The following is a 13,493-nucleotide window of genomic DNA, read 5'->3' as shown; positions in this document are numbered from 1 at the left end:
GTCCGTGGCCCCGCCTCATCGGTGGGGCCACGTTGTTTTCGTAAAGGACCATATAATGCCGCTTACCGCTTCGGAACGTCGTCTTGTGGACTCGGCCGCATCATGGTTTGACGCCAATCATGAACGTTTCGTCAATGAGCTGTGCGACCTCATCCGGTATCCTTCCGTCGCCGACGAATCCGACCCGTCGCCCAAACCGGCCGAACCGTACGGTCACGAAGTGCGTCGTGTGTTCGACCATATGATCGGCAAGGCCGGCCGCGACGGGTTCCCGACGCATGACTACGACGGGCACGTGCTGGAGGTCGCCTATCCGCAGGACGACGTCGAGACCGGCGACGACATCGCGTTCGTCGGCCATCTCGATGTCGTTCCCGCCGGCCCCGGCTGGACGCATGACGCCTTCGAACCACGCGTCATCGACGGCGACACCGTCATCGGTCGCGGCTCATTGGACGACAAGGGTGTTTCGTTGGTGAACTACAGTCTGCTGCGATTCTTCAACGAGCAGGGGCATCGGTTCCGCCATCGTGTCCGTGTGCTGTTCGGCGGCTCCGAGGAGCCGGCGTTGAACGACATCAAATGGTTCGTGCACAACGTCGGCGCACCGCATCAGGCCATCGTCACCGATGGTCCGTTTCCCGTGAACAACATCCAGAAAGGCCTGCTCGACGTCGACGTGGCGTTGCCCGTCGGCAAGCGTCTTCGCGGATGGCATGCCGGCTCCTCGGCCAACACCATTCCCGCCGTCGCCTCCATCGACCTTGTCGGCACGGACGCAGACGAGGTTCGTCAGGCCGTCGACCATGCCGGCCTTGACGACGATACGCGCGGCCGCATCACGATAACGTCGTCCGACGATGCCGACGACGGGGGAGTGACGATAACCGCCCACGGTATCTCCGGCCACGCTTCCAAACCCGACGGCACCATCAACGCCATCGCATTGCTTACGTCAGTGCTGACCAAGTCCGGCCTGCTCGACGGCCGCGACGCCGAGGCGGCGGCCGCCATCGCCGGATGGGCGGGCGATCCCTATGGCGGCGCACTCGGCTTCGCGTTCGAGAATACGGAAAGCGGCCCGACGACCGGCAATCTCGGCATCATCATGCCCGGCCCTGAATTCGGGACAGACGCCGAAGACCATGCCGTTCCGTCCGATGCCATCGTCATGCATCTCGACATCCGCTACGCCGTAGGCCAGAAGTCCGAGGACATCCTCGCCGCGATTCGACGGCATGTGGAGCCGCTCGGCGGGCGACTGGTCAACGTGTTGAACGATGATCCGTACTATGTGCCCGCAGACGATTTCCGAGTGGAACTCCTGACCGGCGCGTACAACGACGTCATCGCCGGCATGGCGCCGAGCACTCCGCCGGCCCGGCCGGTCGCCATGGGCGGCGGCACCCACGCACGGTTCATCCCCGGCGCGCTGAATTTCGGTCCGGAATTCCACACCGAATACGTGCCCGCCGTCGACGGCATCGTCATGGACCCGCCGGAGTGCATCACCCCCGGCACAGGCTCCGCCCACGGCATCGACGAATGGGTGTCCATCCGCAACCTCAAAGCCGCGTTCGTCATGTACGCATTGGGCCTCGTCCGCCTTGACCAGTATTTGGATGGCGGGAACTAGAACCATCCAAACTCGTTACCATCGGGCATGGCAGTCGTCCGCCGCAGTGTTCGTCGGCGGACGTATGAGAGGGAATGAAAGGACCGTTGCCATGCCTTCTAAGCTCATCGTCAGAACAGCCGCCGCCCTTGCCGTAGTCGCCGCGACTTTGTCGTTCGCCGCCTGCGGCACGTCGGACGCCGGCGACGCCAATGCGAGCGGAAGCGGCGATCACTCCCTTAGCGGCAAGCCCACCGATGGCTATGACGTCAGCGGCGTCAAGAAGGACGCGGCCATCGCCGCGCTGCTGCCCGAATCGGTGACCAGGGACGGCAAGTTCGTCGTCGGCATGGACACGTCATATGCGCCGGCCGAATTCATCAGCACCGACGGCAAGACGCCCATCGGCTACGAGGTCGATATGGCCAAGGCGCTGGGCAACATCTTCGGACTGAAGACCGAACCCACCACCGCCGTGTTCGACTCCATCATCCCCTCCGTCGGATCCAAGTACGACGTCGGCATCTCCTCGTTCATCCCCAGCCCCGAACGCGTGAAATCCGTGGACTTCGTGACCTATCAGACCGTCGGCACCGCGTTCGTGGTGAAGAAGGGCAACCCAGACAAGGTCGACCCCGACAGCCTGTGCGGCAAGAAGATCGCCGTGCAGACCGGCAGCACGCAGGAGGAGGACGTCAACAAGTCGTCCGACCAGTGCAAGACAGCCGGCAAGGACCCTGTCGACGTCCTCTCGTTCAAACAGCAGACCGACGTGACCACGTCGGTGATGACCGGCAAGGCGCAGGCCTTCTACACCGGCACCGATGCCAACAGCTACGCCATCAAGCAGTCCGACGGCGAGCTCGAACAGCTCGAACCCGTGCGCGACACCGTCGAGGTCGGCGCCGCAATCAAGAAGGGCGACGCCAAGACCCGTGAGGCCATGCAGAAGGCATTGCAGAAACTCATGGACGACGGCACCTTCCAGAAGATCATGGACTACTGGGGTGTCGGCTCCACTGCAGACAAACAGGCCAAAACCATAACCGAGTGAGCCGCACGCCGTTTGCCGGTCATGCGCTCGCTTGGAATGCCGCACCAAGGCCGTAGAATTCCTCGACTCCGGGCCACTCCCTCCGTTCGGAATGACAGAGGTGGAGGCGGAACACGCGATGTCGGGGCGGTCATATGCGGATGATAAAGTGAAATTCCATGGTTAGAAGAAAACATGGCATCGCGCAAGAGCACATCACCAAGCACATTTTCGTCACCGGCGGAGTTGTGTCCTCGCTCGGCAAGGGACTCACGGCTTCGTCCCTCGGCCGTCTTCTTCGCAGCCGTGGCATCCACGTCCTGCAGCAGAAGCTCGATCCCTACATCAACGTCGATCCGGGCACGATGAACCCGTTCCAGCACGGCGAGGTCTACGTGACCGAGGACGGCGCCGAGACGGATCTCGACATCGGCCACTACGAGCGCTTCCTCGACGTGTTCCTCAGCCAGAAGGCCAACGTCACCACCGGTCAGGTGTACCAGGAGGTGCTGCGCAAGGAGCGCGCCGGCGAATACCTCGGCCAGTGCGTGCAGGTCATCCCGCACATCACCAACGAGATCAAGTCCCGCATGCGCGCCCAGGCGTCCGATGACGTCGACGTGATCATCACCGAGATCGGCGGCACCGTCGGCGACATCGAATCCCAGCCGTTCCTCGAGGCCGCTCGCGAGGTGCGTCGCGACATCGGCTCCGACAACTGCATGTTCGTGCACGTCTCCCTCGTGCCGTACATCGCCGCCGCCCACGAGCTCAAGACCAAGCCCACCCAGCATTCCGTGATGATGCTGCGCCAGCTCGGCATCGCCCCCGACGCGCTCGTGCTGCGTTCCGACCGTCCGCTCAACCAGTCCATCAAGGACAAGATCTCCCTGATGTGCGACGTGGACGAGGAGGGCGTGGTCAACTGCGTGGACGCCCCGAGCATCTACGACGTGCCGAAGACCCTGTTCAACGAAGGCCTCGACGCCTACGTGGTCCGTGAGCTCGGCCTGCCGTTCCACGACGTCAACTGGGCCGAATGGTCCGACCTGCTCGACCGCGTGCACCATCCGAAGCACGAGGTCAACGTCGCCATCGTCGGCAAGTACATCGACCTGCCCGACGCCTACCTGTCCGTCACCGAGGCCATCAAGGCCGGCGGCTTCGCCAACTGGGCGAAGGTCAACGTCAAGTGGATCGCCGCAGACGAATGCGAGACCGAGGAAGGCGCCGCCAAGGCCCTGGCCGACGTCGACGGCATCGTCATCCCGGGAGGCTTCGGCATCCGCGGCATCGACGGCAAGATCGGCGCGCTCAAGTACGCCCGCGAGCACAAGCTGCCCGCCCTCGGCCTGTGCCTGGGCCTGCAGTCCATGGTCATCGAATACGCCCGTCACGTCCTGAATCTCGAGGACGCCAACTCCTCCGAGTTCGAACCCAACTGCGAGAACCCGGTCATCGCCACCATGGAGGAGCAGAAGGACATCGTCGCCGGTCACGGCGACATGGGCCACACCATGCGACTGGGCAGCTACCCGGCCGAGCTCGAGGAGGGCTCGCTCGTCGCCCAGCTGTACGGCACCACGCACGTGACCGAACGCCACCGCCACCGCTACGAGGTCAACGTGGCCTACAAGGACCGTCTGCGTGAGGCCGGCCTGCGCATCTCCGGCCAGAGCCCCGACGGCGAGCTCACCGAGTTCGTCGAGCTGCCGCAGGACGTGCACCCGTTCTACGTGGCCACCCAGGCCCACCCGGAGTTCAAGAGCCGCCCGACCAAGCCGCATCCGCTGTTCGCCGGACTGGTCAAGGCCGCCCTCGACCATCAGGCCGGCCGCTGAACGGGATACCGCATCCACGGTCGATTAGCCGGTAGATAGTATGAAGAACCCGCCGAAAACGAAGTTCGGCGGGTTTTTCGATTTTCACTGAAACGGTATCGGAAACGATGTAATCTTTCTCACGTTCATTCATGGATAATATTCGGAATGGCGACTAGCGTTGTTCGTGGCATTCTGTTAGCTTTGCTACGGATAACAGCACTTTCGTCAAGAGTTCGGCCCCGTCTGGCCGAGCGAATGGAGGCAGCTCAAGGTGACGGATGAGAAGACGCCGCAGGAGACCCCGAAGGGGGCCGCGGCGGCCGACGTGGAAATGAGCCAGTATGTGGCCGACCGTTCCCGCGTCAACGAGGACAAGATCAAACAGGACGACGAGATCATCTCGCAGTTCGGCGAATACAGCTATGGATGGCATGACTCCGATGCGGCCGGCGAGGCGGCGAAGCGAGGCATCGACGAAAACGTCGTACGCGCCATCTCCGCCGACAAGAACGAGCCCGAATGGATGCTCGACATGCGACTGCGCGGATTCAAGGCGTTCCTCGAGAAGCCCATGCCCGACTGGGGCGTGGATCTTTCCGGCTTCAACGCCGACGACTTCAAGTACTATGTGAAGCCCATCGACAAGCAGGCCAAGACCTGGGACGAGCTGCCCGACGACATCCGCAACACGTACGACCGGCTCGGCATCCCCGAGGCCGAGAAGAACCGTCTGGTCTCCGGCGTGGCCGCCCAGTACGAGTCCGAGGTCATCTACAACTCCATCCAGGAGGACCTCAGGAAGCAGGGCGTCATCTTCGTCGACACCGACACCGCCGTGCGCGAATACCCCGATCTGGTGCGCAAGTACTTCGGCACCGTCGTCTCTCCCGAGGACAACAAGTTCGGCGCCCTCAACACCGCGGCGTGGTCCGGCGGCTCGTTCGTCTACGTGCCGAAGGGCGTACATGTGGAAATCCCGCTGCAGGCCTACTTCCGCATCAACACGCCGGCCATGGGCCAGTTCGAACGCACGCTGATCATCGCCGACGAAGGCTCCTACGTGCACTATGTCGAAGGCTGCACCGCCCCGATCTGGTCCGAGGACTCCCTGCACGCCGCCATCGTGGAGATCGTGGTGGAGAAGCACGCCCGCGTGCGCTACACCACCGTGCAGAACTGGTCGAACAACGTGTACAACCTCGTCACCCAGCGTGCATACGTGCGCGAGGGCGGCACCATGGAATGGGTCGACGGCAACATCGGTTCCAAGGCCACCATGAAGTACCCGGCCTGCATCCTCGCCGAACCGTACGCCAAGGCCAGCACCATGTCGCTCGGCTTCGCCGGCAAGGGACAGTACCAGGACACCGGCGCGAAGATGATCCACCTCGCCCCGCACACCTCATCCACCATCGTGGCGAAGTCCATCTCCCGCGGCGGCGGCCGCTCCGCCTACCGCGGCCTGGTCAAGATCGTCAAGGGCGCGGAAGGCTCCTCCAACTCCACCGTGTGCGACGCCCTGCTCGTCGACAACTACAGCCGTTCCGACACCTATCCGCATGTGGACGTGCGCGAGGACGACGTCTCCATGGCCCACGAGGCCACCGTCTCGAAGGTCTCGGAGGACCAGCTCTTCTACCTGATGAGCCGCGGTCTTTCGGAAGAGGAGGCCATGGGCATGATCGTACGAGGATTCGTGGAGCCGATCAGCCGCGAGCTGCCGATGGAATACGCGCTCGAGCTGAACCGACTCGTTGAACTGCAGATGGAAGGATCGGTTGGCTGATATGACCGAGGCAACGAACATCGAAACCACGAGCAAGGACACCGCGGCCGAGGTCGCGGCCGAGCTCAACATCCCCGTGGCCGATCTCAACGACCCGTACGCCGTGCCGGCTCTCATGCCGTCCAGCGCCGACAAGGCTCCACGCTCCTTCGACGCCGATGACTTCGCCATGCCCACGCGCAAGCAGGATGACTGGCGCTACACGCCCATCGAACGCATCGAGGAGTTCTTCGATGTGTTCAAGCCGAGCGGCGAGACCACCATCGAGGTCGGCGCCATCGACGGCTCAGAGCTCGCCTCCGACAATGTGAAGGTCTATCAGGCCAAGCTCGACGAGGCGCCCTCCGGCACGGTCTCCAAGCCCACCGACCGGGCCGCCGCCGTCGAGTGGCAGTCCGGCACCACCGCAACCGTGGTGGAACTCGCCGGCGAGCTGAAGTCCCCGGTTCTCGTGAAGGTCAAGGGTGCGGGCCTCGATCTCGACGCGTTCCACCTCGTCATCAAGGCCGGCGACAAGGCCCACGGCGACGTGATCGTCGAACACGAGGGCAAGGCCCGTCTCGCCGAAGGCGTGGAGATCGTCACCGGCACCGACTCCCACATCTCCACCACGTTCGTGCAGGAATGGGACCCGGAATCCAAGCACGTCGGCAACCACCGCATCCATGTGGGCAGGGGCGCGTCCCTGCGCCATTCCGTCGTCACGCTCGGCGGCGACGTCGTGCGCCTGCGCATGGATCAGGACTTCGGCGGCGAACAGGGCGAGCTCAACATGCTCGGCATCTACTTCGTCGACCCCGGCCAGCACATCGAGAACCGCACGATGGTGGTGCACAACCACCCCGAATGCAAGTCCCGCGTGGTCTACAAGGGCGCGCTCGACGGCAAGGGAGCGCACTCCACGTGGGTGGGCAACGCGCTCATCCAGCCCACCGCCCCCGGCACCGACTCCTACGAGCTCAACCGCAACCTCGTGCTCACGCCGGGCGCCATCGCCGACTCCGAACCGAACCTCGAGATCGAGAACGGCAACATCATCGGCGCCGGCCATGCCAGCTCCGTCGGCCGCTTCGACGACGAGGAACTGTTCTACCTGCAGTCCCGAGGCATCCCCGAAACCGAGGCCCGCAAGCTCGTTGTACGCGGCTTCTTCGCCGAACTGATCGAGGAGATCGGCATCCCGTCCATCTCCGAACACCTCATGAGCGTCATCGACCGCCGCCTCGCCCGCGGCGAAAGCGCGGCCATGGCCGAGGTCCTTGAAGAAAAGTAACGACGAGACAGCAACGTCGACAAACACGACAGATTTTTAGGAGAACGACAATGTCAACATTGGAAATCAAGGACCTGTACGCCTCGGTGGAAACCAAGGACGGTCGCAAGCAGATCCTCAAGGGCGTGAACCTCACCGTCAACTCGGGCGAGACCCACGCCATCATGGGCCCCAACGGCTCCGGCAAGTCCACACTCGCCTACACGCTGGCAGGCCACCCCAAGTACGAGGTCGACTCCGGCCAGGTGCTGCTCGACGGCGAGGACATCCTCAAGATGACCCCGGACGAGCGTGCCAAGGCCGGTCTGTTCCTCGCCATGCAGTACCCGGTCGAGGTTCCCGGCGTCTCCATGACCAACTTCCTGCGCACCGCCAAGACCGAGGTCGACGGCAAGGCCCCCGCCATCCGCACCTGGGCCAAGGAGCTCGGCGAGGCCATGAAGCGCCTGCGCATGGACCCGAAGTTCGCCTCCCGCTCCGTGAACGAGGGCTTCTCCGGCGGCGAGAAGAAGCGTGCCGAAGTGCTGCAGCTCGAACTGCTCAGGCCCAAGTTCGCCATCCTCGACGAGACCGACTCCGGCCTCGACGTCGACGCGCTGCGCATCGTCTCCGAGGGCGTGAACCGCGCCAAGGACGCCAACGACTTCGGCATCCTCATGGTCACGCACTACACGCGCATCCTCAAGTACATCAAGCCCGACATCGTGCACGTGTTCGCCGACGGCCACTTCGTGAAGACCGGCGGCCCCGAACTGGCCGACGAGCTGGAGGAGAACGGCTACGACCAGTACCTGCCGGAAGGCGCCGATTCCGAATCCGCGCTGGCATAGGAGGAACGATGGTGGATTTTGAGGCGATTCGGGAGCAGTTCCCGATTCTGGACCAGGAGATTCACGGGCATCCGCTCGTCTATCTGGATTCCGCGGCGACCTCGCAGAAGCCGCAGTGCGTCATCGATGCCGAATCCGAGTTCTACAGGACCATCAACGCCGGAGTGCACCGCGGCGCCCATGAGCTCGCCGCGCTGAGCACCGAGGCCTTCGAACAGGCCCGCGCCAAGGTCGCGCATCTCGTCGGCGCGAACTCGGCCGAAGGCGAGGAGGAGATCGTCGTCACCGGCGGTGCCACCGCAGGGCTCAACCTGCTCGCCACCGCCATCGGCAATGCGTCGCTCGGACGCGGGGGAGAGGCCGCCAAGCGCTTTGCCCTGAAACCCGGCGACGAGGTCGTGGTCTCCGAGGCGGAGCATCATTCCGTGCTATTGCCGTTCCAGGAGCTTGCGGCCCGCACCGGCGCCACGTTCAAGTGGCTGGGTCTCACCGAGGATGGCCGAGTGCGCACCGACAACCTCGACGAGGTCATCACCGAACGCACCAGGGTCGTCGCCGTCACGCACGTGGGCAACACCACCGGCGCCATCACGAACATCGCGCCGATCATCAGGCGTGCGCACGAGGTGGGAGCCGTCTTCATCCTCGATGCCTGCCAGTCCGTGCCGCATCTCAAGGTGGACTTCCACGCCCTCGACGTGGACTTCGCCGCATGGAGCGCGCACAAGATGTACGGGCCCACCGGCGTCGGGTTCCTCTACGGCAAGCGTGAGCTGCTTGAGGCGCTGCCTCCCGCCAACTTCGGCGGATCCATGGTCGAGCTCGCCTGGATGGACAAGCCCGCCCAGTACATGGCTCCGCCGGCACGCTTCGAGGCCGGCACGCAGCCGGTCGCGCAGGTCGTGGCCGCGGGGGTCGCCGCCGAATGGCTCATGAACATCGGCATGGAGAACCTCGAGGCCCATGAGAAGACCATCGCCGCCGAACTGCTCAAGCTCGGCGACCTTGACGGCATCCGCATCCTCGGACCGCGTGAGAACGTGGACCGCATCGGCACCGTGGCATTCGACGTCAAGGGCGTGCACCCGCACGACGTCGGCCAGTTCATCGACGCACAGGGCATCGCCATCCGCGTCGGACACCACTGCGCCCAGCCGGTGCACCGCCACTTCGGCCTATTCGCCTCGAACCGTGCCTCCAGCGGCATCTACAACTCCGTGGACGATGCCAAGGCGCTCATCGAAGCGGTGGGCAAGGTGCGGGAGTTCTTCCGCGCCGAATAGACGTCGATATCACGTATGTCACGTTGGCGGCCCGTCATGTCGATAAGCCCATGGCATGACGGGCCGCCAACGTCATAGCACATCGCTAGGTTAGAGGGCATGGCAGATTACGGAATGAGTTCCGAAGAACTCGAACAGATGTACCAGGAAGTCATCCTGGAGGCTTCGAAGGACCCTCATGGCAAGGTCCACTTCAGTTCCGGCGAGGCGGAGAACACCGAGAACACCATCGGCGTCGACAGCCTGAGCTCGGGGGAGAGCACGTTGCAGGCCAGCCACGAATACTGCGTGCCGGCACAATCCCATCAGTTCAACCCCACCTGCGGTGACGAGGTCACCGTGCGTGTCGAGATCTCCGACGGTTCCGACGGCAAGCCGCAGCATATCGAGAAGCTGATCTGGGACGGCCAGGGATGCTCCATCTCCCAGGCGAGTCTGTCCATCATGGTCGATCTCGTCGATGGCAAGACCGTGGATGAGGCCATGGAACTGTTCCGCACGTTCCACAGTCTCATGGAGTCGCGCGGCAACGGTCTCAATGATGACCGGCTCGAGGACACACTCGGCGACGCTGTGGCGTTCCAGGGTGTCTCGCGTTACCCGATGCGTATCAAGTGTGCTTTACTGGGATGGGAAGGGCTCAAGGATTCCATGGCGCAGGCCCTGGCCCATATGTCCGGCGACGTCGCCGGCAAGGAAGCGTAGACAATACCGTACAACCATAGAAGGAGGCGTAATTGGCAGACGACAACCTCGTACCCGAGCCGCAGGATTCGGTCTATCAGTCCGTACAGCGTGCCCTGGGCGATGAAGAGGCCGCCAGAAAAGTCATGATGAACCCCAATCTTGCAGGCTCCGTCGGCAAGGCCGACGAGACATCCGATACCTGCGGCTGCGGCAATGACCACGGCTCATGCGGATGCGCGGATTCCGACAGCGAGCCGGACATCCCGCTGAAGGCCATCGACGACATCGGTCGAGCCACCGCACGTGATGTGCAGGAGGCCCTGCATCAGGTCATCGATCCCGAACTCGGCATCGACGTCGTGGATCTCGGTCTGGTCTACGGCATCGAAATCGACGAACTCGGCCGCGCCATTATCACGATGACGCTGACCACCCCCGCATGCCCGCTCACCGACCTCATCGAGGACGAGACGGCCAGCGTGCTCGCCGGACTCGTCGAGGAGTTCCGCATCGACTGGACATGGACCCCGCCGTGGAGCATCGAGAAGATTACTCCCGAGGGACAGGCGCAGCTCGCCGCCCTCGGATTCAACTTCGACAACCTGCCCACCTACGGTGCCTAGGACGGTGCCTGGAATTCGAACGAGCGCCTGCATCATGCAGACGCTCGTTCTTTTTTATTACCGGGACTTATTGCAAAAAGGCTCCCACCGCATTGTGGTGGGAGCCTTCATCGTCTGGCGCGGAAAGGCATCAGTCGGTGACGATGGTGCCCTTCGGAACCACGGTGATGCCTTCCGGGGTCACCGTGAAGCCGCGCTCGAGATCGCGCTCGGTGTCGATGCCGACGGTCGCGTTCTCCGTGAGTACGACGTTCTTGTCGAGAATCGCCTTGTACACGCGTGCACGGCGATTGATGACGACGTTGTTGAACAGCACCGAATCCACAATCTGTGACCACGAGTGGATGCGCACGTTCGGCGAGATGACCGAATGATGCACCTCGCCGCCGGAGACGATGACGCCGGGGGAGACGATGGAGTCGGTGGCGTGACCAAGACGGTCGCGACCGGCGTGCACGAACTTCGCCGGCGGCAGCGATCCGGAATAGGTGTAGATAGGCCATTCGGTGTTGTACAGGTTGAATTCCGGCACATAGGCGATCAAGTCCATGTGGGCGTCGTAGAACTGCTTGATCGTACCCACGTCACGCCAGTAGGCGTGGTCCTTCTCGGTGGACCCGGGAATCTCGTTGGTGGTGAAGTCGTAGACGCCGGCCTCGCCACGTGCGGCGAAGTACGGAGCGATGTCTCCGCCCATGTCGTGCTTTGTGTCCTTGGCCTTCTCGTCCTTGCGCAGGGCCTCGAACAGGGCGGCGGTGTTGGCGACGTAGTTGCCCATGGAGGCCAGCATCATCGACGGGTCGTCGGGAAGGCCCTGCGTGGTGGCGGGCTTCTCCTCGAAGTGCGTGATGACACCGGGATGGTTCGGATCGGTGTTGATGACGCCGAACTGGTTGGACTGGCTAATCGGCTGGCGGATGCCGGCCACGGTGAACTCGGCGCCGGAATCGATGTGCGACTGCACCATCTGCTGGAAGTCCATGCGATAGACGTGATCCGCGCCGACGATCACGACGATGTCGGGCTTGACGTCCTCGATGATGTTGATGGTCTGGTAGATGGCGTCGGCCGAGCCGAGATACCAGTGCTTACCGAGACGCTGCTGTGCCGGGACGGGGGAGACGTAGTTGCCGAGCAGCGAGGAGAAGCGCCACACCTGCGAGATGTGACGGTCCAGGGAATGCGACTTGTACTGCGTCAGCACGATGATGTGCTGGAAATCGGAATTGACCAGATTGCTCAACGGGAAGTCCACAAGACGGAACACGCCGCCAAACGGGACCGCCGGCTTCGCCCTGTCGCGGGTGAGCGGCATCAGACGCGTGCCTTCGCCGCCGGCCAGAACGATTGAGAGCACTTTCGGGCTTCTCTTCATAGGTATCCCCTGCCTTCTACTCGTCGGTGAGTGAAACAATACCTCTATATTGTCACACAAACCCGGTTTTCGTAAGCAGGGCGGGGGCGTTGCGCGGTTTTTTATCAATCGTTTGCCGAACCGTAGCCTGCGCGACATCTCGTCATGCGAGCGGACGGAGGTGGAACGGATGGGCGTGCCGGGGTCAACGACGGCGGGTCGCCCAGAAGGTCACAGCGCTTGAGGCCGCTACGTTCAGGCTGTCCACTCCGTTGCTCATCGGGATTTTCACGGTCAAATCGGCCTGCGCTATGGTGTGGCGGCTCAGACCGTCACCCTCGGTGCCGAAAATCATCGCGAGTTTTTCGATGTGTCCTGGCGTGTCGGGCGTGTTGTTCAGTCGTTCCACCAGGTCGTCAAGGCCGATGGAGTCGTCGCTCAACGCCAGGGCGGCGGTCGTGAGCCCGCATGCGTGCAGCTCCTCCATGCCCTTCCACGGCCAGTAACGACGGTCATCGCCGCCGATACGGGTCCATGGCACCTGGAAGACGGTTCCCATGGAGACCCTTGCCGCACGGCGGTACAACGGGTCTCCGCATGATGGCGTGACGAGCACGGCGTCCACGTCCAGCGCGGCGGCGGACCTCATCAGTGCGCCGATGTTGGTGGGGTCGACGATGTTCTCCATGACGGCAACGCGGGAGGCGCCGCGACAGATGTCCTCGACCGAGGGGAGCGTCCATCGTCGCATCGTGGCCAGTGCGCCGCGGTGCAGCCGGTATCCGGTGATTTTCCTGAGCTCCTCCGGCGTGGCGATGTAGACGGGGACGTCCTTGCCCCAATGCTCGTCGACGAATGCGAATTCCTCGGACATTCCCTCAAGCCACGGCTCCTCCACAAGGAACGACACCGGTTCCACACGCGCTGCGAGAGCCCTGTCGATGACCTTGGGGGATTCGGCGATGAACATGCCCATCGACGGCTCCAGCCTGTTGCGCAGCTGCGGCTCGGTGAGATGGGTGAACGATCTGAGGCGTTCGTCGTCGATGGATTCGATGTGTTCCAGTCGCATGGGATGTCCGTTCCGTAGATGGATTGCAGTCATGAGATACAAGAAGACCCCTTGGGAACCAAGGGGTCTTGCTGGTGTCCGGAGCGGGACTTGAACCCGCACGGTTGTATAAAA

General features: G+C 63.2%; 11 protein-coding genes. 9 read left to right on the top strand and 2 right to left on the bottom strand.

All coding sequences use genetic code 11. The annotated features are described in order from the left end of the window. Positions 1-55 precede the first annotated feature (55 nt). The 9 genes from CS006_RS07110 (at position 56) to CS006_RS07070 (ending at position 10,953) form a co-directional block, all read left to right on the top strand. A complete protein-coding gene (locus CS006_RS07110; protein WP_100511114.1) occupies positions 56-1,636 on the top strand; it encodes a Sapep family Mn(2+)-dependent dipeptidase in 1,581 nt (526 codons plus the stop codon). 91 nt (positions 1,637-1,727) lie between these two features. Then, entirely contained in the window at positions 1,728-2,669 is a 942-nt protein-coding gene (locus CS006_RS07105) for an ABC transporter substrate-binding protein (RefSeq protein ID WP_100511113.1), read from the top strand. Between the two features lie 158 nt (positions 2,670-2,827). Next, entirely contained in the window at positions 2,828-4,489 is a 1,662-nt protein-coding gene (locus tag CS006_RS07100; RefSeq protein WP_100511112.1) for a CTP synthase, read from the top strand. A 313-nt stretch (positions 4,490-4,802) separates the two neighbouring features. Then, positions 4,803-6,257 carry a Fe-S cluster assembly protein SufB gene (gene sufB, locus CS006_RS07095; protein ID WP_100511287.1) on the top strand — a complete coding sequence of 485 codons (1,455 nt, stop codon included), beginning with the start codon at positions 4,803-4,805 and terminating at the stop codon, positions 6,255-6,257. 1 nt (position 6,258) lies between these two features. Then, positions 6,259-7,530: a Fe-S cluster assembly protein SufD gene (gene sufD, locus CS006_RS07090; protein WP_100511111.1), complete on the top strand. Its 1,272-nt coding sequence runs from the start codon at positions 6,259-6,261 to the stop codon at positions 7,528-7,530. Positions 7,531-7,580: 50 nt separating this feature from the next. Next, positions 7,581-8,360, top strand: coding sequence for a Fe-S cluster assembly ATPase SufC (sufC, locus tag CS006_RS07085; protein ID WP_100511110.1), 780 nt, complete (start codon positions 7,581-7,583; stop codon positions 8,358-8,360). An 8-nt stretch (positions 8,361-8,368) separates the two neighbouring features. Then, positions 8,369-9,643: a cysteine desulfurase gene (locus tag CS006_RS07080; protein ID WP_100511109.1), complete on the top strand. Its 1,275-nt coding sequence runs from the start codon at positions 8,369-8,371 to the stop codon at positions 9,641-9,643. Between the two features lie 99 nt (positions 9,644-9,742). Next, positions 9,743-10,348, top strand: a complete 606-nt coding sequence (gene sufU / locus CS006_RS07075) for a Fe-S cluster assembly sulfur transfer protein SufU (RefSeq protein ID WP_100511108.1) — start codon at positions 9,743-9,745, stop codon at positions 10,346-10,348. Between the two features lie 32 nt (positions 10,349-10,380). Continuing rightward, a complete protein-coding gene (locus tag CS006_RS07070) occupies positions 10,381-10,953 on the top strand; it encodes a metal-sulfur cluster assembly factor (protein WP_207760020.1) in 573 nt (190 codons plus the stop codon). A 130-nt stretch (positions 10,954-11,083) separates the two neighbouring features. Here the strand turns inward: CS006_RS07070 and glgC are convergent, their stop codons facing one another. Further along, complete coding sequence (glgC, locus tag CS006_RS07065) at positions 11,084-12,328, bottom strand: glucose-1-phosphate adenylyltransferase (RefSeq protein WP_100511107.1); 1,245 nt, start codon at positions 12,326-12,328, stop codon at positions 11,084-11,086. Between the two features lie 184 nt (positions 12,329-12,512). Next, the gene (locus CS006_RS07060) at positions 12,513-13,379 is read right to left on the bottom strand and encodes a TrmH family RNA methyltransferase (RefSeq protein WP_100511106.1); all 867 of its coding nucleotides are present in this window, start codon (positions 13,377-13,379) and stop codon (positions 12,513-12,515) included. Positions 13,380-13,493: the final 114 nt, after the last annotated feature.

The organism is Bifidobacterium primatium (assembly GCF_002802875.1).
In the GTDB taxonomy this organism is placed as follows: Bacteria; Actinomycetota; Actinomycetes; order Actinomycetales; family Bifidobacteriaceae; genus Galliscardovia; species Galliscardovia primatium.
Note: the sequence above shows the minus strand (reverse complement) of the source record. Positions and strands in the feature narration are given on the sequence as shown.